Annotated in this window: 19 protein-coding genes and 1 riboswitch; of the genes, 4 read left to right on the top strand and 15 right to left on the bottom strand. The window is 33.6% G+C overall.

All coding sequences use genetic code 11. The features are described from left to right. Positions 1 to 7: 7 nt before the first annotated feature. From thiC to ruvB, 4 genes are all read right to left on the bottom strand, one after another. On the bottom strand, positions 8 to 1378 hold the full coding sequence (gene thiC, locus SIB45_RS02210) for a phosphomethylpyrimidine synthase ThiC (protein WP_011863712.1): 1371 nt from the start codon (positions 1376 to 1378) through the stop codon (positions 8 to 10). 34 nt (positions 1379 to 1412) lie between these two features. Continuing rightward, a riboswitch (TPP riboswitch) is annotated at positions 1413 to 1511 on the bottom strand. A 281-nt stretch (positions 1512 to 1792) separates the two neighbouring features. Next, positions 1793 to 2971 (bottom strand): amidohydrolase, encoded by a 1179-nt coding sequence (locus SIB45_RS02215; RefSeq protein ID WP_011863713.1) that lies wholly within the window; start codon positions 2969 to 2971, stop codon positions 1793 to 1795. 3 nt (positions 2972 to 2974) lie between these two features. Then, positions 2975 to 3763 carry a tetratricopeptide repeat protein gene (locus SIB45_RS02220; RefSeq protein WP_011863714.1) on the bottom strand — a complete coding sequence of 263 codons (789 nt, stop codon included), beginning with the start codon at positions 3761 to 3763 and terminating at the stop codon, positions 2975 to 2977. Further along, positions 3750 to 4808, bottom strand: a complete 1059-nt coding sequence (gene ruvB, locus SIB45_RS02225) for a Holliday junction branch migration DNA helicase RuvB (RefSeq protein WP_011863715.1) — start codon at positions 4806 to 4808, stop codon at positions 3750 to 3752. The genes SIB45_RS02220 and ruvB overlap by 14 nt, the downstream gene beginning before the upstream one ends. Positions 4809 to 4860: 52 nt before the next feature. Here ruvB and smpB point away from each other — a divergent pair, with 52 nt between their 5' ends. After that, positions 4861 to 5355: an SsrA-binding protein SmpB gene (gene smpB, locus SIB45_RS02230; protein WP_011863716.1), complete on the top strand. Its 495-nt coding sequence runs from the start codon at positions 4861 to 4863 to the stop codon at positions 5353 to 5355. A gap of 27 nt (positions 5356 to 5382) precedes the next feature. Here smpB and SIB45_RS02235 read toward each other — a convergent pair whose 3' ends face one another. The 6 genes from SIB45_RS02235 to SIB45_RS02260 all read right to left on the bottom strand — a co-directional run bounded on the left by SIB45_RS02235 (position 5383) and on the right by SIB45_RS02260 (position 10497). Beyond that, on the bottom strand, positions 5383 to 5628 hold the full coding sequence (locus SIB45_RS02235) for a hypothetical protein (protein ID WP_011863717.1): 246 nt from the start codon (positions 5626 to 5628) through the stop codon (positions 5383 to 5385). Positions 5629 to 5657: 29 nt separating this feature from the next. Next, on the bottom strand, positions 5658 to 7196 hold the full coding sequence (gene lysS / locus SIB45_RS02240) for a lysine--tRNA ligase (protein ID WP_011863718.1): 1539 nt from the start codon (positions 7194 to 7196) through the stop codon (positions 5658 to 5660). Positions 7197 to 7246: 50 nt separating this feature from the next. Next, on the bottom strand, positions 7247 to 7993 hold the full coding sequence (rpaB, locus tag SIB45_RS02245; RefSeq protein WP_011863719.1) for a response regulator transcription factor RpaB: 747 nt from the start codon (positions 7991 to 7993) through the stop codon (positions 7247 to 7249). 176 nt (positions 7994 to 8169) lie between these two features. Continuing rightward, positions 8170 to 8691 (bottom strand): hypothetical protein, encoded by a 522-nt coding sequence (locus tag SIB45_RS02250; RefSeq protein WP_041484784.1) that lies wholly within the window; start codon positions 8689 to 8691, stop codon positions 8170 to 8172. After that, on the bottom strand, positions 8691 to 9440 hold the full coding sequence (gene mreC, locus SIB45_RS02255) for a rod shape-determining protein MreC (protein ID WP_011863721.1): 750 nt from the start codon (positions 9438 to 9440) through the stop codon (positions 8691 to 8693). The genes SIB45_RS02250 and mreC overlap by 1 nt, the downstream gene beginning before the upstream one ends. Positions 9441 to 9444: 4 nt before the next feature. Then, on the bottom strand, positions 9445 to 10497 hold the full coding sequence (locus SIB45_RS02260) for a rod shape-determining protein (protein ID WP_011377257.1): 1053 nt from the start codon (positions 10495 to 10497) through the stop codon (positions 9445 to 9447). 130 nt (positions 10498 to 10627) lie between these two features. Here SIB45_RS02260 and SIB45_RS02265 point away from each other — a divergent pair, with 130 nt between their 5' ends. After that, the gene (locus SIB45_RS02265; protein WP_011863723.1) at positions 10628 to 11002 is read left to right on the top strand and encodes a single-stranded DNA-binding protein; all 375 of its coding nucleotides are present in this window, start codon (positions 10628 to 10630) and stop codon (positions 11000 to 11002) included. On the opposite strand, the gene SIB45_RS02270 is transcribed toward SIB45_RS02265, so the two are convergent. Then, a complete protein-coding gene (locus SIB45_RS02270; protein ID WP_011863724.1) occupies positions 10999 to 11658 on the bottom strand; it encodes a DedA family protein in 660 nt (219 codons plus the stop codon). The two genes, SIB45_RS02265 and SIB45_RS02270, sit on opposite strands and share 4 nt — an antisense overlap. Before the next feature lie 2 nt (positions 11659 to 11660). Beyond that, complete coding sequence (gene ahcY / locus SIB45_RS02275) at positions 11661 to 13079, bottom strand: adenosylhomocysteinase (protein ID WP_011863725.1); 1419 nt, start codon at positions 13077 to 13079, stop codon at positions 11661 to 11663. Positions 13080 to 13130: 51 nt separating this feature from the next. On the opposite strand from ahcY, the gene tsaE reads away from it, so the two are divergent. Beyond that, entirely contained in the window at positions 13131 to 13568 is a 438-nt protein-coding gene (gene tsaE / locus SIB45_RS02280) for a tRNA (adenosine(37)-N6)-threonylcarbamoyltransferase complex ATPase subunit type 1 TsaE (RefSeq protein WP_011863726.1), read from the top strand. Here the strand turns inward: tsaE and SIB45_RS02285 are convergent. Next, on the bottom strand, positions 13526 to 14524 hold the full coding sequence (locus SIB45_RS02285; RefSeq protein ID WP_011863727.1) for a carbohydrate kinase family protein: 999 nt from the start codon (positions 14522 to 14524) through the stop codon (positions 13526 to 13528). The genes tsaE and SIB45_RS02285 overlap by 43 nt on opposite strands. An 88-nt stretch (positions 14525 to 14612) precedes the next feature. Between SIB45_RS02285 and SIB45_RS02290 the strand changes: the two genes are divergently transcribed. Then, positions 14613 to 15527 (top strand): alpha/beta fold hydrolase, encoded by a 915-nt coding sequence (locus tag SIB45_RS02290; RefSeq protein ID WP_011863728.1) that lies wholly within the window; start codon positions 14613 to 14615, stop codon positions 15525 to 15527. Here the strand turns inward: SIB45_RS02290 and SIB45_RS02295 are convergent. Next, entirely contained in the window at positions 15512 to 16513 is a 1002-nt protein-coding gene (locus tag SIB45_RS02295) for an RpoD/SigA family RNA polymerase sigma factor (RefSeq protein WP_041484731.1), read from the bottom strand. The genes SIB45_RS02290 and SIB45_RS02295 overlap by 16 nt on opposite strands. Before the next feature lie 100 nt (positions 16514 to 16613). Beyond that, entirely contained in the window at positions 16614 to 18020 is a 1407-nt protein-coding gene (gene mgtE / locus SIB45_RS02300; protein WP_011863730.1) for a magnesium transporter, read from the bottom strand. Positions 18021 to 18030 lie beyond the last annotated feature (10 nt).

An 18030-nucleotide genomic window follows, 5' to 3' on the forward strand; every position in this document is an offset into this window, starting at 1 on the left:
TTGATAACTAAGCTGAAGTACTACATTCTTCAAGTTTATCTTTTAACTGATCAAGAGATTCATCTGAAATCTTTGAATTCATTGGACAATGTTTTGGACCACACATTGAACAAAACTCAGCCTTTTTAAAGATTTCTTCAGGTAGTGTTTCATCATGGTACTGCTTTGCCCTCTCTGGATCTAAAGAAAGTTCGAATTGTTTATTCCAATCAAAGTTATACCTTGCATGACTAAGTTCATCATCTCTATCACGAGCACCAGCTCTATGTCTTGCTATATCAGCAGCGTGAGCGGCTATTTTATAAGCAATTAATCCTTCTCGTACATCTTCTGCATTTGGGAGGCCTAGATGTTCTTTTGGGGTTACGTAACATAACATAGACGTTCCATACCATCCTGCCATAGCCGCCCCAATAGCACTTGAAATATGGTCATAACCAGGAGAAATATCTGTAACTAATGGACCAAGTACATAGAAAGGAGCTTCTGAACATTCTTCCATTTGCTTTCTCACATTAAACTCAATTTGGTCCATAGGTACATGACCAGGGCCCTCAACCATTACTTGAACATTATGTTCCCATGCTCTTCGAGTAAGCTCACCTAAGGTCTTCAATTCAGCTAGTTGAGCATCATCAGAAGCATCATGCAAACATCCAGGCCTTAGTGAATCTCCTAGAGAAAAAGTACAATCATATTTCTTAAAAATCTCACAGATATCATCAAACCTTGTATAGAGGGGATTTTGCTTAAAATGATGTAGCATCCATTGAGCTAAAATACCTCCCCCTCTACTGACAATTCCAGTGATTCTTCCTTTAACTTTTGGTAAATGCTCTATTAATAGACCAGCATGAATAGTTTGATAATCTACTCCTTGCTGGCAATGTTTTTCAATAATATGAAGAAAATCGTCTTCTGTTAGTCTATCGATTGAACCATGTACACTTTCTAATGCTTGATAAACAGGAACAGTTCCTATGGGAACTGGAGATTCTTGAATAATTGCTTGCCGCACTTCATCTAAATTTACTCCTCCCGTAGAAAGATCCATAACCGTATCAGCACCATATTTTACAGCTAGTTTAAGCTTTTCTACTTCTTCATTTATATCACTTGCATTGGGAGAAGCACCAATATTGGCATTAACTTTGCATCGAGAAGCAACCCCTATAGACATTGGCTCAAGATTCAAATGATTAATATTAGCTGGAATAATTAATCTTCCTCTTGCCACTTCCTCCATTATTAAAGAAGGAGGTAGATTCTCTTTTTTAGCAACAAAATCCATTTCTTCGGTGATATATCCGTTTCTCGCAAAGTTCATCTGAGTTACATTGTCTTTCCCAAGGCGAGGCTTAATCCAAGAACTTCTCATAATTTCCTAATTTTAAAAGTATTATTACTAAAGTTTGATCAAATCTCCACTTCCCTGCTTCAAAATTAATGATTCAGGTTCAAAGGGTATGATCTCAGCTAAGTTAAATTTCTTAGCACCCCTAGTATTAACCTTATTATTAGCTCTTTTCTAAAAAATAGTCATCTCATATTGCGGGAAAATAAATAAAACAGTTTATTTAACTTTTTTTATAAGACTTAATCTTGTTTAAAATATCTTTTCTATCCAATTGTCTGCTAATAACCCGCTCCAAAATAATTAGGATCCCCATTAAGCCAATAGGCAAATAAAAAATCTTCCTAGAATTATCCCTAAATATCAATCCCATAGAAGATATAAGGATCATGAAAGGAGCCACAAAAGATAAAATAAATCTTTTATTAATTTTCATGTTCAAATAGTATTAATTTTTTCATTGTTTAATTTTACTATGGATTCTGTTATGACTTTAATTCCAACAGCAATCGCTCTTTCATCCGGATTAAATTTAGAACTATGAAGAGGAGCACATCCATTTGAATTAGAAACGCCAAGCCTAAACATGGCTCCTGGAATATCATTTAAGAATTCAGCAAAATCCTCCGCTCCTAATGATGGTTTTTGTAATTCGATAACATTTTCTTGACCCAAAACCTTAATTCCCGAATCTCTGAGGACTCTATTAATTTCAGAATTATTATTAACTGCCGGAGTGATTTCTCTAAATCTTACTTTTGCTTCAGCTCCGCAACCATTGGCTAAAGAAGTGATATTTTCATTTAGCCAATTACCAATATTCGTAAATACTTTACGATTAGTACATCTAACTGTACCAACTAAATTAACCTTCTCTGCAAGAACATTGAATGCATTACCACCATTTATCTTCCCAAAAGTTATTACTATAGGATCTAAAGGGTCTAACTTCCGTGTTATTGATTCTTGAATTCCCGAGACAACTTTAGAGGCTACCCAAATGGCATCAACCCCTTCATGAGGTCGAGCACCATGGCCTGATTTTCCTTTAATCTCAACATTAAGTTCTGCAGCAGCTGCAGTTAAACTTCCCTCTTTGATGCCAATAGTCCCTACAGATAAATCGGGGTAGACATGAACTCCCAAAATATTGGTTAAACCATTAGTTGCACCATCTTTAATCATCCATCTAGCTCCACTTGCAATTTCTTCAGCTGGCTGAAAAATTATCCGAGTCCCAAAATTTAGTTTTAAATCCTTAATAATTTTTGCCACACCCAATCCAATCGAGATGTGCAAATCGTGACCACAGGCATGCATAACACCATCTACTTTTGAAGAAAAACTTAGTTTAGTTTCCTCAAATATTGGCAAAGCATCCATATCCACTCTTAAGCCTATAATACCGTTTTCTACGGGCCCAAAATCAGCGATAACTCCAGTCCTGCCTATAGATTCTCTAACATTCCAACCTATATTTTTTAAAAAACCACTGATCAAAATTGCTGTTTGATTTTCAAGTCCACTTAATTCCGGATGTGCATGGATATGTCTTCTTAAATGAATTAATTCATCAGTAAACGAATCAATTTTTTTATGAAACTGATCTCTATTCATTACTTATTTTAAATCGATAAAATTCATTAAATCTTTAATTGGTTGTGGAGGCCATCTTCTTATTGTTTTTAGCCATTCTTCATCACCATATCTAGGATCTAATTCAGTTACCGCTATCCAATTACTCTCTGCTTTCCCAGATTCACCCTTTGACCAATTCAAGGCTGTTAAAGCTGCCCTAGCATCTGCAAAAGTTGGATAACGTCTTATTAATTTTTTTAATTCTTTTTCAGATTCATCAATATTCCCCAACTGAAAATCTGCTAACGCCACACTTGACCTAGCCATGGCAAATCCAGGATTATATAAAGCAGCTTTTGAAAATAAATCTCTTGCTTTATCCCAATGTGAAGTAGATCCTTCTACATTAGCCAAATTATATAATGCAGAGAAGTTTTTACTATCTTGCGAAATAACAAACATATAATCTTTTTTCGCTTGCGACCATAAACCCAATGCTTCTTCTGCGATTCCCCTGTTGATGTAAGGATCTATTTCACTAGGATTTAAACTTATTGCCTTATTTTGGTCATCTATTGATCCGTTAACATCTCCTATAACAAGTCTTACGTTACCTCTATTGCTATAACCTGCAGCATCATCAGGATAAGAATCGAGATATTGATTCCATTCTTGTAAAGCGAGATTAAATTTTCCGCCTGAACTTAGATCTAATGCATCTTTAAACAAATCCCCTCTCAAAGATAATGAATAGCATGGTGCAATATAAAAAATATTCAAAAAAATAAAAATCAATAAAAAACAAACCTTTACTTTTCTAAAAGTCATCATTTTTTGAATCAATGTACTTTTTTCCTAAAGCAGTAAGCAATCTTCCTCGAGGAGTTCTAGTGAGGAAACCAATTTTTATAAGATATGGCTCAACTACAAATTCTAACATTGAAGAATCATCACCCAAGCCTGCTGCAATTGAATCAAGGCCAATTGGAATATTATTGTTTTGGTTAATAAAAGATAAATAGTGTCTATCTAAAGAATCCAATCCTTTATCATCTATTTGGTAAGAATTTAAGGCTTTTTTTATTAAATTCACGGAGATAGTATTGGTTTTCATAACAACTTGAGCATAATCTCTCACTCGTCTTAATAACCTTAAAGCAATTCTTGGAGTCCCTCGAGATATCTTTGCTAAATCATAGGATGCTTCATCATCTAAATTGAGATTTATTAATCGGGAGAAATTAAGAAGAATTTGTTTTAATTCATCATAATTATAAAATTCAATTTTCTGAGATATACCAAATCTATCTCTTAGAGGTGCACTTATTGAGGCTAATTTAGTTGTCGCGCCAATCAGAGTAAACCTAGGAAGATTAATTGTTCTGCAACGGGTTCCTTTGTTAGCTCCCATAGTTAAATCGAGTCTAAAATCTTCCATTGCAGAATACAACAACTCTTCAGTTAACCTATTTAAGCGATGTATCTCATCGATAAATAAAACTTCACCTTCTTTTAATCCAAGAAGTAAACCTACAATATCTCTTGGTCTTTCAATTGCTGGTGCAGTAGCTATCTTACATTTTGTATTCAATTCATGGGCTATCAAAAAAGCAAGAGTCGTCTTACCTAGACCAGGCTGTCCATATAAAAGAATATGTTCCAAGGGTTCTTTTCTAAAAATTGATGCATCTATAGCTATTCTTAAAGAAGATTTAAGTTGTTCTTGGCCAATAAATTCTTTTAAAGTAAGAGGCCGGGCCAAGTTAAGATTATTATTTCTCTTTTCTTCTGGAATGATTTTTGAATCAACTAACCTCAGCTCTTTTTTCCGAAGAGGTAAGTCATTATCGCCTATATTAGAGGATATTATTGCCATAATGAAAGGTTAATTGCAATTGTTCTGAGTAGAAAGACTTTTTACAACTAAAATGGCAAAAAATTCAAAAAAAGTTAAAAGCAATACTAATAAAGCAAATAATTTTAAACTTCTAGCTGAGAATAGATATGCAAAATTTCAATATGCAATATCTGAGACAATCGAAGCTGGAATTGAGCTTTTAGGGACTGAAGTAAAGTCCATTAGAAACGGAAAAGCAAATTTAAGAGACGGATACTGTTCATTCAGGGATGGTGAGATCTTATTATTAAATGTTCACATTTCACCACATAAAAATGTGGGATCTTTCTTTAATCATGATCCATTAAGAAATAGAAAGTTGCTATTACATAAAAAAGAAATAATAAAAATGAAATCTAATACTGAAAAAAAAGGAATGACTATTGTTCCATTATCTCTTTATTTAAAAGGTTCATGGATAAAAATAACTTTAGGAGTCGGAAAAGGGAAAAAATTGCATGATAAACGACAAGACGAGAAACAAAAAAGTATTAAAAAAGAAATCAACTCTGCACTAAAAAGATAAAAATATTATGCACAATTATTGAGACTATCAATCTAAAGTGACTGAATTTGGAGGTGGGGAAGGATCTGGATCTGCAATTAACATATGCTGTAATACAGTTTCAGGCCTCTCACTATCTCTCCAGCGAATTTTGTATGCAGGCATTTTTGTTCCCCTACTTGTAGTTTGCTCTACTGGTTCAATAACCCATCCTCTTCTTGATCGGCCTTGAGGATTTCTTTTTACTACTGCATCCGCATGTTTGAAACGGAAACCAACACGTTCACCACTCATTTAAAAAATTTCGTATTGGAATAATTTATCTATTTTACTTCATTCAAGGGTAATTTTTCACTTTTTTTGGAAGATATTTCTGGTTTTAACAATGGGAAAGGGATTACATCTCTAATCGATGCGCTGTTAGTAATTAACATAATTAATCTATCAATGCCTATGCCTAATCCTCCAGTAGGCGGCATACCAATCTCTAAAGCATTCAAGAAATCTTCATCTATACAGTGAGCCTCCAGATCTCCTTTATCTCTAAGAGATTGCTGTAATTGCATTCTTTCTCTTTGATCGACTGGATCTATTAACTCACTAAACGCATTTGCCAGCTCTCGACCAACAATGAATAGTTCAAATCTCTGAACTATTTCTTTATTATCAAAATGAGGCCTAGCTAAAGGAGAAATTTCAACAGGATAATCGATAACAAAAGTGGGTTCTATAAGTTTTGATTCAACTTTTTGCTCGAAGACCTCATTTAAAAGTCTTCCAATAGTATTTACTTTATTAGAGAAATCAACATTTATATTTTTAACGGCTTTTTTTGCTGCTAGAAAGTCTCCGTTGAAAGAATGAAAATCAATCCCTGTATATTTTTTGACAATATCTTTCATGGATATTCTTAACCAAGGTTTTGAAAAATCAATTTCTTTATTTTGATAATTTATAGTTAAAGACCCACAGGCATCAGCTAGAATATCTTTAATCAATTCTTCAGTTAAATTCATCATATCGACATAATCAGAATAAGCTTCATAAATTTCAACTGAGGTGAATTCAGGATTATGTCTTGTACTTATCCCCTCATTACGAAAGATTCTTCCTAATTCATATACTTTCTCAAATCCTCCAACAACCATTCTTTTTAAATGTAATTCTGTCGCTATTCTTAGATAAAGCGGAATATCTAAGGTATTGTGATGAGTTATAAATGGTCTTGCTTCGGCACCACCAGCTTCAGATTGCAGAATTGGAGTCTCTATCTCTAAAAAATTTCTATTATCTAACCATTTTCTTATAAAACTTATACATTTTGCTCTTGTTTTAAATACATTTTTAGAGTGAGGATTCACTATTAAATCTAGATAACGTTGTCTATATCTTTTTTCAATATCGGTCAATCCATGCCATTTATCTGGCAATGGTTGTAATGATTTCGATAACATTTCCCATTTTTCTACTTTAATTGAAAGCTCGCCTTTATTAGTTTTTTTAATAGTTCCGTATACGCCTATCCAATCACCAATGTCTACTATTTCCTTGATATCTTCAAAAGAGAGTAATTTTTGTTTTTCTAAATTTAAATTAATAATCCTTTTTTCTAGATAAAGCTGAATCTGGCCATCCTGATCGCTTATTGTAAAAAAGGCAATTTTACCCATTACCCTTTTTGCCATTACTCTACCAGCCAGAGAAACACTGAAGTTTTCCTCTTGACCATTTTCTAAATAATCAAATTTTTGAATAAGAAAACTGGTAGTATGTGATACCCTAAAACTCTGCGCGTAAGAAGCAAAACCTTTACTAACGAGTGAACTAGCTTTTTGTAAGCGTGCTTCTTTTATTTCAGACAAAATTTATTTAAATATATTTGTTTTATTTAATAAAATTATCAAACTATGGCTCAACTTGCCAAAGATGTTGCTGTTTCACCAACTCTCTGGGATGCGTAACCAATCCCTCTAACAGTTAATATTAATTCTGGATTTCTTGGATCTGGTTCCAACTTACCTCTTAATCTAGCAACGTATACATCTACAACTCTTAAATCAGCAGCTCTACGAGGAGGATAACCCCACAGCTGTTCTAATATTTCTGCTCGCGGTACAACTTTCCCAGGCTCATCAAATAATAATTCTAGGAGACTAAATTCAGTATAAGTTAGACTAATTCTATCTCCAGCTCTAGAAACTTGTCTGCGATTAGTATCAACAACTAAACTTCCAAATTTCATAACTCCTTTACCTGAAGGAACTTCTTTGGTTTCAGTAACCGATATACTTGGGCCCATTCTTCTCAAAATAGTAGCTATCCTAGCCTCTAACTCTTTTGGACTAAATGGTTTAGATAAGTAATCATCAGCCCCTAAATCCAAGCCTGCGACTCTCTCTGAAATAGCCTCTAGAGCGGTTAAAAATATTATTGGTACTACTGATTCAGCTCTAATTCTTCTACAAACAGCAAATCCATCCATTTTTGGAAGCATAACATCAAGAACTATTAAATCTGGCGAATCCCTGTGGAAAGATTCAATAGCTTCTTCGCCATTAGTGGCTGAATAAACTTGATATCCAGCTAGTTGAAGCCTTGTAACTAATACCTTCAAAACTGCTGGTTCATCATCAACAACTAAAATTCTTGCTTTTGACATAGTTAAAAAAGATTTCTCGATATTTCAAAGCAAAGAACTATTGCATTGAATATTTATTCTAACAATTAAAAATATAACATTACGAACCCTCATAGAGATATTTCGAGGGTTTAAAAAAAATTCAAAATAATTTGAAGATAAAATTTTTCAAGGCACTTTTTGATTTTTGAAAAAATTTATTCATGCAATTTTATTCTTGAAAATTTAAACATTCTTAAAAGTTGAGAGCAAATAAAGGGAGCCAACAAACCTGTCAAAAAAACTTCAGATAAGATATTTTTAATACCTGATATAAACATTAAAGAGTAACTTTCTGAAAAATTTTTAAACAAAATTTGTGAAAGGTGAAAAGTTCCGCATAAAAAACTTCCAAAAGAACAAATCAAACCATGCCTAAAATGACCCACCAACATATCATTATTTAATTTAATTCTCCCAAACAAAAATCCACAAAACATTAAGCCTGGTATTTGAGAGAAATTATTATCTAAAGTTAAAGAATCTAAAATTAGACCTAAAAACAAACCAAATACTAATCCATTAACTGATCCATTAATCATTGACCAGGGCAATAACCAAAATAACGGCCAATATGGCTGAACTCCTAAAAATCCAAGCCAATTAGGATGCCACAAAAAGATAATAGGAATAAAAATGAAGCTTATTATAGATAATTTGTTTGTAAAAATTTTATTCATTAAATATTTTTTCTCAAAATTTGCACCCAATCAATTATGTTAGGTTTTGCTAAAAGCGAAATTTTTGCCGTTTTTTTTGATTGCAATGTCTTATCTATAGATTGGACAATCCCAATGGGGATATTTGGAGGTAATAAAGAACTAGCAGGAGAGGATGATACATAATCTCCGACTTTTATATCAGCATCTTTTGAATACAGTATTAGGCTAGGATGATCATCGCCTGAACCAACCAATAGTCCATTAGTTTGACTTCTATCAACCCATACTCCTAATTTACTCTCTGGAGAAGTTAATAATATTACTGAAGAAGTAAATAGAGAAGTATTGTTTACTCTTCCTAATAATCCACCTGGACCAGTAACAATATTACCAATTTCCACTCCATCTTTTGAACCTTTGTTTAAAGTTATTTGTCTCCACCAACCTCCTGTTTTTCTCGAAATAACTGCTGCTGAAATATTTTCATTATTAGATGATTCTTGAAGAGATAAAATTTTACGCAATCTTATATTATCCTTTTTAATGAGGTTTAATTTTATTAAAGATTCTTGGTCTATGCTCTTAAGAATAACTTCTTTTTGAGATTGACTAGGCCAAAACGGCTTTGAAATAAAGTAAAAAAAATCTTTATATAAAGATCCTTTTGAAATCCTCACAAAGACTAAAAATAAAAAAATTCCAAAAAATATCCAACTTTTCTTTTGATGCCACCAACGACTAGAGGAAACTCGTCGGATATCAAACATATTATTAATCTCTTATCGCGTTCCTTATAAAGTCTGGAGTATCAACAACTCTCTTAAGTTTTTTAAAATCGTCCAGAACCTCCCCACAACCATTAACTACACAAAGCAGTGGATTTTCTGCTATGTGAGTAAAAATTCCCGTTTCATCGCTCAATAAATCATTAATGCCTCTTACTAAAGCTCCACCTCCCGCAAGCATAATTCCCCTATCAACAATATCTGCGGCAAGTTCAGGTGGAGTTCTCTCTAAAGTTCTTTTTACAGCTTCAACTATCTTGCTAAGTGTCTCAGCCATAGCTTCTCTGATTTCTCCTGATGTCAAAGTGACTGATCTCGGTAGACCAGATAAAAGATGTAAACCTCTAACTTCTAAGGTAGTTTTATCAAAATCATCATCAGGAAATGCAGATCCAATTTTAATTTTGATATCCTCTGCAGTTCTCTCTCCAACCACTAAATTGTGAACTTTTTTAAGATACAGCGCAATTGACTCATTTATTTCATCTCCAGCTATTCGAACAGATTCACTCAATACAGTTCCACCTAAACTTAATACTGCAACCTCAGTAGTGCCTCCACCAATATCGACAATCATAGTTCCAATTGGCTCAGTAACTGGTAGTGATGCTCCTATTGCTGCTGCGACAGGTTCATCAATTAAGTGAACCTCTCTAGCACCAGCTAATCCAGCTTCTCTTACTGCTCTTCGCTCTACACTAGTAACTCCGCTTGGAATACCAATCACTATTCTTGGGGCTACAATTCCCTTACCTTCGTTACATTTTTGAATAAATGTTTTTATCATTTGTTCTGCAGCATCAAAATCTGCGATAACCCCATCTCTCAGCGGTCTTACGGCTCTTATATTGCCAGGGGTTCTTCCAAGCATCAACTTTGCTTCTTTACCAACAGCTAATGGAATCCCTTCCTCTAAATCCATAGCTACCACAGAAGGCTCTTGTAAAACGACCCCCTTTCCAGATACATGTATTAGAGTATTGGCAGTTCCCAAATCTATGCCAATATCTCTAGAAAATTTAAATCTGTTAAAAATCACAATAAGAATTCTTTTACAAATAATATATCTATTTTTTGGTAAGCTCTCATAATTCTTGAGTTTAGTTATGAATAGCACGCAAAACTTTGAGCAGAATCTGGAAATATGAGTAGTATAAAAAAAAAAAATTATGGAAATTAACACTATTAATCTAGTTGGCAGAGCAGGAAGAGAACCAGATGTCAGATATTTTGAATCTGGTAGTATCGTAGCTAATTTCACACTTGCAGTTAACAGAAGAAGCAGAGATGAAGAACCAGACTGGTTTAATTTAGAAATATGGGGTAAGCAAGCGCAAATTGCCGCAGATTACGTTAAAAAAGGTTCTTTAATTGGAATTACAGGAAGTTTTAAAATTGATAGTTGGAAAGATAAAAATACTGGCGAAGATAGATATAAACCAGTTGTGAGAGTAGATAGATTAAACTTACTTGGCTCCCGAAAAGAATCTGATAATAATGGATATTCTAACAATAGTAATAGTTCAAGTGAAATCCCCTTCTAAGCCCTATTTTTCTTTATAAATCTACTAATTATTTTGATAAAAAAATATAAAAAAAGTAAAATTAAAATTGGTTTTACAAAAATCTTGATTTGATCAATGTAAGTTTTGATAATTGGGTAATTTTCACCGAATAAAAAACCTGCATAAGTGAGAAGCGCTACCCATATAAAACTACCAAATGTAGTCCAAATCAAAAATTTTCTTACTGGCATAAGTTCTATGCCAGCAGGAACTGAAATTAACGTTCTTATACCTGGTACTAATCGTCCCCAAAACACCAGTGAAACCCCATATTTCTCAAACCACATCTTACTTTTCATTAAATCTTTAGAAGAAATTCCCAAGTATTTCCCTTTATTATCAAGAAAATTTGCAAGTCTTTTTTCATTTACTAATCTGCCTAAGTAATACCAAGGCAATGAACCTAGTATTGTTCCCAATAAACCCCAGAAAATTAAAATATAAAAGTTTAATTTTTCTTGATAAACAAAAAAGCCTCCCAAGGGCATTATTATTTCTGATGGGATTGGGGGAATTATATTTTCTAAAAACATAGCCAAACATATAGTAAGGTATGCAACAGCAGAATTCTTCTCAACCGCCAAACTTATATAATCGGGAATCGAGGTAAGAAAATTTACAAAAATTAAGTTCAAACTTAGTATCTATAAAATTCTGATTTATATGGTCCCTCAACCGAAACACTAATATAATCAGCCTGTTCTTTAGTTAATTTTGTTAATTTTGCCCCTATTTTATCTAAATGTAATCTGGCCACCATTTCATCAAGATGTTTTGGTAGAACATAAACTTCTTTAGCATATTGCTCCGACTTATTAAAAAGTTCAATTTGAGCTAATACTTGGTTAGTGAACGAATTACTCATAACAAAACTTGGATGCCCAGTTGCACAGCCTAGGTTAACTAATCTACCTTCTGCTAAAAGAATAATTTTATTTCCGCTCGGTAAAGTTATATGATCAACCTGCGGCTTAATATTTTCCCATTGATAATTCTTTAAAGAGGCAACATCAATCTCATTATCAAAATGCCCAATATTGCAAACTATAGCCTCATCCTTCATTTTGACTAGATTTTCATGGGTTATTACCTGATAGTTACCAGTGGCCGTAACAAATATATCTATATCTTCAACAACATCTTCTAACCTGACAACGCTGTAACCTTCCATGGCTGCTTGAAGGGCACAAATTGGATCAATTTCTGCAACTTTTACAATGGCACCAAGTCCTCTCAATGACTGTGCTGAACCTTTACCTACATCTCCAAAACCCATTACTAATGCAGTTTTTCCAGCAATCATTACATCGGTGGCACGCTTGATACTATCAACTAAAGATTCTCGGCAGCCATATAAATTATCAAATTTGCTTTTTGTCACTGAATCATTAACGTTTATAGCTGGGAAAGGTAAAGCATTTTGCTTTTGAAGTTGATAAAGTCTTGCTACTCCAGTTGTAGTTTCTTCAGTGACACCAATGATATTACTCTTAATTCTAGAATAGAATTCACCATCATTTTTCAACTTAGACTTAATAGAGTTGAATAAAGCAATTTCTTCTTCGTTACTCGGGTTATCTAAAACAGATAAATCTTTTTCTGCTTTACTACCTAGTATCAATAAACCAGTTGCATCCCCCCCATCATCAAGAATCATATTTGGGAAGTCTGAACCCCAATCAAGGATATAGTGGGTATATTGCCAATATTCATCCAGAGTCTCACCTTTTTTTGCAAATACAGAAATTCCTTGATCTGCGATTGCTGCAGCTGCATGATCTTGAGTTGAAAAAATATTGCATGAAGCCCATTTCACTTCTGCACCAAGATCAACAAGAGTTTCTATTAAGACTGCTGTCTGAATAGTCATATGAAGGCTTCCAGCTATTTTTGCACCTTTCAATGGCTTTTCAGATTGATATTTATCTCTAAGTGCCATTAATCCTGGCATTTCAGTTTCGGCAATTTTAATTTCTTTACGACCAAAATCTGATAGTGAAATATCAGAAATGATGAATTTCGGTGTTGATGTTTTAACTGAATTTGCAATAACCATTTCTATCGGAATCTATACCCATTAAACTATAAGTGATTTTTGCATAATTTTGTGTTTGTTGAGAATTTAAAAGAGACTTTAAATTTAGGAATAAAACTCTCACACAATTTAAATCCCCAATCGATTGTTTTATTACAAGGTCCAATTGGGGCCGGGAAAACTTCATTTGTGCAAGGGATTGCTAAAGGCTTATTAATCACTGAGGATATTACAAGCCCTACATTTGCTTTATCGCATCACTATAACTCCGGAAAAATTCCGCTAATTCACCTTGATTTATACAGATTAGAAAATGTTTCTTTAGCAAAAGAAGTTTTTTTCTCAGAAGAAGAAGAGGCAATACAAAGACAAGCTATTTTAGTTATTGAATGGCCAGAATTAATAGAACCAATTATCCAAAATTTCTGGAAAATAGAAATTAGTTATGCAAAAAATTACGGAAGACACTATGAAATAAGAGATCCTAAAAATTTATTAACATTCTCGTAATATGGCTGTTGCTCGATGGCGCCTTCACCAAGACAAGTTAATAATCCACAAGCACCTGCAAACTTAATGCAATCTTCTATCTCTTGTTCATTTGAAGGATAACCAGAAGAAATTAATTTTGAAATTAACCCAGCTAAAAAAGCATCTCCTGCTCCAGTTGTATCAACAATTTCTTGCGAAGAAGGAGTTTCGGTAATTCCCTGCAAACCATTTATGTACCATGTAACAGGATTTTTTCCATCAGTTATTATTACATCTGGTCTATTAGACAATTGTTGAGATATTAGGAAGGGATTTTCATCCTCAAAAAACAAAGTTGCTTCCTCCTTAGCAAGTTTTAAAACATTTGCATGATTTAAAAATTTCTTGATTAAATTAACTCTAGTGGCTTGACTAATTTCTGATGAAAAACTTGAATGATCCCAAAAGACCTGTCTCCAATTCAAATCAATAACTATTTTTACATCAAATGCTTTAGCCCCTTCAAGAAGAAAAAAAATAGTCTCTGATGATATTGGAGATGATAATAAGATCGTTCCTGTAACCAGATATTTTGTTTCTAGAAAAGATTTCTCCAAATTTAAAATTTGTTTTGCGATTAATTTCTTACTAAGAACTTCGTCTGCAAAGCATGAATAAGAACTTTCCTCAAAGCCCGAAAAAAAACGTTCTCCAAATTGATCTCTATCTACATTAACTACGCGAGTAGATGAATCATTATCCAATTGCAAGAAATCTAAATTAACGTCCAATTTATTAAATTGCGTAATAAATTTTTTTCCATAATCATCACTACCCAAACATCCTATAAATACTGAATCTATTTTTAATTTTCTTAATGCACAAGCAACATTCGCTGGGGCCCCACCTAAAAAATCTGTAAATCCTTGATTAGACTTATTTCTGATTCTGTCAATTAAAGCCTCTCCAATACATATGACCTTTTTATTTTTCATTAATTGACGTTTATTCTCAACTAAGAATAATTTATTAAAAACGAATAATTGTTTTTTGAATTAAAGTTTAATTAACCTCACATTAATAGTGTCTTTGAATAAATCTGAAACTTGGAAATGGAAAAATTGGGAAATTTCTTGGTCTTTGTCAAAAAATAGTACTTCTGAAAAAAATACTAAAATTTTATTAGTTCATGGATTCGGGGCATCAAAAAAACATTGGAGACATAATCAAGATTTTCTCGGTAAATTTTCTAACTGCTACGCAATTGACCTATTAGGATTTGGGAAAAGCAGTCAGCCCAGTGCTTTATTAAATTACGAACCTGATAAAAAAAACTCAATTAAATATTCATTTGACTTATGGGGCAATCAAATATCAACATTTTGTGCAGAGGTCATAAAATCTCCTGTTTACTTGGTAGGAAATTCAATTGGTGGGGTTATTGCATTGAAAGCTGCTGAAATCCTTAAAGATAATTGCAAAGGTGTCATTTTGATTGATTGCGCACAAAGAACTATGGATGATAAACGTTTAAAACAAAGCGATATCTTAATGAATCTACTGAGACCCGTCCTTAAAACGATCGTCAGACAAAGAGTAATTAGTAATACACTTTTTACAAGGGCTGCTAATCCAAAAGTTATAAAAAAAATACTTGAACAAGCTTACCCTTCAGGAAAAAATATCGATGAAGAATTAATTGAAATACTTTATAAACCTTCACAAAGGAAAAACTCTAAAGAAGCATTTCGTGGTTTTATCAACTTATTTGATGACTATCTTGCTACTGACCTTTTCGATAAGGTTGATGCTCCTATCCAATTGATTTGGGGAGAAAAAGATCCTTGGGAATCGTTAAATGAAGCAAAAGAGTGGAAGCAACAATTCAGTAATATTCAAAGATTAGATATTATTCATGGTGCTGGTCATTGTCCTCATGATGAAGAACCCGAACAAACAAATGAATTAATAAATGAATTTATTCAAGAAACGAAGTAAGCTTCTACATTATGACTAAGTCTTCTCAAGCCTCTTAAACCATCACGTTCTAGGTTTCTTACTCGATCTCTACTTATTCCTAGGACCCTTCCTATACCTGTAAGAGACATTGGCTCATCACCATCCATCCCGTATCTCATTCTTAAAACCCTACATTGCAGATCAGGTAATTGATGTAAAAGAGAATGAAGATCACCTCTCATACAATCCATCTCAATTTGTTCGTCTGGCAAATCCTCGCCCCCTGCAAGTAAATCTAGTAAAACAGTATCTTCACCATCACCTACCTTGGTTTCAAGACTAACTGGCTGCCCAGCTTTGCACATTAAGTCTTTAACGTCATCTTCTGGAAGCTCTACGTATTTCGCAAGTTCACTTACAGTTGGAGTTCTAGACATTTCTTGACTGAGCTCTCTTTGACCCTTTTTTAACTTATTCAACATTTCGGTAATGTGGATAGGCAACCTAATCGCCCGACTCTTTTCAGCTATTGCTCTAGTAATACCTTGTCTAATCCACCAATATGCATATGTTGAAAACTTGTAGCCTCTCGCTGGATCAAATTTTTCAACTCCTCTAACAAGTCCTATAGTTCCCTCCTGAATTAAATCTAAAAGTTCCATATTTCTTTTTGTATATTTTTTTGCAACGCTCACTACCAATCTTAAATTTGCTGCAACCATTCTTTCTTTAGCTCTCTGTCCAGCTCTCAATCTTTTTTTTATTACTGAAGTAGACAAGTTTAATTTCGTCGATAATTCATCAATACTGGGTTTATCTCCTGTTAATTCGCTGATTTCTAATTCAGCTCTTTCAACTTGCATATACTCTTGAACTTGTCGACCTAGAGTAATTTCTTGCTCATGCGATAGTAAGGGAACTCTTCCTATATCCCTCAAATATGATCGAACAAGATCTACATCATTACTTGCTTTTAAACTTGCGATTGACGTTAGTTTATTTTCACTTATTGTTTCAGAGGACATGAATGCTAAATGATGTTTTGTAAACAATACCATTAAGAAATGTAAAGTTAAACAAAAAAATCCACATTTTTACAAAAATGAGAATAAATACCTAGTCAATTTAAGTCAATGATGAGTTTAATAGCCATTTTGCTGTACTGAGGTAAATAAATACACCAGCAATATCAGTCACGGTTGTAATGAAAGGGGAGGACATTAGGGCTGGATCCAATTTCATTTTGTCAAACAACAAAGGGAGAATCGCTCCAGTTGTAGCAGCTAAAGTTGTTATGGATATCAAACTTATTCCCACTGCAGAGGCGATTAGAGGCCCTTCTCCTTGCCACCAAGCAAAGGGAAATACTACAAGCATCATGAAAACACCTAAAAGAGCGCCGGTTATTGCTTCTTTAACTACTGCCCTAATAGCACCAAGAGACTTCAATTTTTGAGTACTTAAACCTCTAATGACAACAGTTGAACTTTGAGCACCAACATTTCCCCCAGTACCTATAAGTAGTGGAATAAATGCAGCTAATAAAACTATTTCTTTTAATATTTGATCATTCATAGCTATAACTTTTGTCGTTAAACCATTTGCTAAAACCAAAATTAACAACCATAAAATTCTTCTTCGGGCAATCGTAAACAAACTACTTTGGAAATAATCATCTTCATCTCCAGGTTGTACTGCCCCCGCTGCATAAATGTCTCTTGTTGCTTCTTGTTCTATGACATCAATTAAATCATCAACAGTTACAATCCCAACTAGTCTTTTTTCTTTATCAACAACTGGCAGAGCTAAAAAATCATATCTTTGTATTGCTCTCGCAACCTCTTCTTGATTCGTATTAGTTGAAATATTAACTACATCTCTTGTCATAACGTCACCAATTGGCCTAGAAGGATCTGCAGTTACAAGGTCTCTTAAAGAAAGGATACCAGTTAAATGTCTTTCTTTGTCCGTGACATATAAGCTATAAATAGTTTCAGTAAATGGGGCTCTTTTTCTCACTAAAGAAAGAGCCTCAGCTGCTGTTTGCATCTCTTTAAGGTCTATAAATTCAGTCGTCATTAATCTTCCGGCAGTTTCAGGCTCATATCCAAGTAATTCAGCTGTTACTTTCCTTTCTCCAGGACTAAGAGCAGACAAAAATTTTCGTACAACTTTTGCAGGTAATTCATCAAAGAGTTGAACTCTATCATCAGGAGACATTTTTTCAACGATTTCTAAAACCTCTCCTGAGCGCAGTCTTTCTAATAATGTTTGTTGAACTACTGGATCTAAATATTCATAAACCTCAATCGCCTCATTTTTCTTTAATAATCGAAATGCTAATGCCTGCAATATTAGTGGAAGGCTTCCAATAGCATCTGCAATATCAACAGGTTGGGATGGCTCTAAAAGTAATTTTGCCTCATCATAATTTCCCGCGATGAGCAATTCCTCAAGTTGAATAGTAATGTTTTCTCTTGTACTTAAATCTGAAGATAACGATGTAACTGTTTCAAGATTATTTTCTTTCATAAATATAATC

This window comes from Prochlorococcus sp. MIT 1304 (assembly GCF_047305015.1).
Taxonomy (GTDB): Bacteria; Cyanobacteriota; Cyanobacteriia; order PCC-6307; family Cyanobiaceae; genus Prochlorococcus_A; species Prochlorococcus_A marinus_E.

Excerpts from the sequence above, each read along its gene's own strand:
- SIB45_RS02295 (WP_041484731.1), bottom strand. The coding sequence starts at position 16,513 with ATGTCCTCTGAAACAATAAGTGAAAATAAACTAACGTCAATCGCAAGT.
- thiC (WP_011863712.1), bottom strand. The coding sequence starts at position 1,378 with ATGAGAAGTTCTTGGATTAAGCCTCGCCTTGGGAAAGACAATGTAACT.
- ruvB (WP_011863715.1), bottom strand. The coding sequence starts at position 4,808 with ATGGCAATAATATCCTCTAATATAGGCGATAATGACTTACCTCTTCGG.
- smpB (WP_011863716.1), top strand. The coding sequence starts at position 4,861 with ATGGCAAAAAATTCAAAAAAAGTTAAAAGCAATACTAATAAAGCAAAT.
- mreC (WP_011863721.1), bottom strand. The coding sequence starts at position 9,440 with ATGTTTGATATCCGACGAGTTTCCTCTAGTCGTTGGTGGCATCAAAAG.
- SIB45_RS02285 (WP_011863727.1), bottom strand. The coding sequence starts at position 14,524 with ATGAAAAATAAAAAGGTCATATGTATTGGAGAGGCTTTAATTGACAGA.
- mgtE (WP_011863730.1), bottom strand. The coding sequence starts at position 18,020 with ATGAAAGAAAATAATCTTGAAACAGTTACATCGTTATCTTCAGATTTA.
- SIB45_RS02235 (WP_011863717.1), bottom strand. The coding sequence starts at position 5,628 with ATGAGTGGTGAACGTGTTGGTTTCCGTTTCAAACATGCGGATGCAGTA.
- ahcY (WP_011863725.1), bottom strand. The coding sequence starts at position 13,079 with ATGGTTATTGCAAATTCAGTTAAAACATCAACACCGAAATTCATCATT.
- SIB45_RS02220 (WP_011863714.1), bottom strand. The coding sequence starts at position 3,763 with ATGATGACTTTTAGAAAAGTAAAGGTTTGTTTTTTATTGATTTTTATT.
- SIB45_RS02265 (WP_011863723.1), top strand. The coding sequence starts at position 10,628 with ATGGAAATTAACACTATTAATCTAGTTGGCAGAGCAGGAAGAGAACCA.
- rpaB (WP_011863719.1), bottom strand. The coding sequence starts at position 7,993 with ATGTCAAAAGCAAGAATTTTAGTTGTTGATGATGAACCAGCAGTTTTG.
- SIB45_RS02215 (WP_011863713.1), bottom strand. The coding sequence starts at position 2,971 with ATGAATAGAGATCAGTTTCATAAAAAAATTGATTCGTTTACTGATGAA.
- SIB45_RS02250 (WP_041484784.1), bottom strand. The coding sequence starts at position 8,691 with ATGAATAAAATTTTTACAAACAAATTATCTATAATAAGCTTCATTTTT.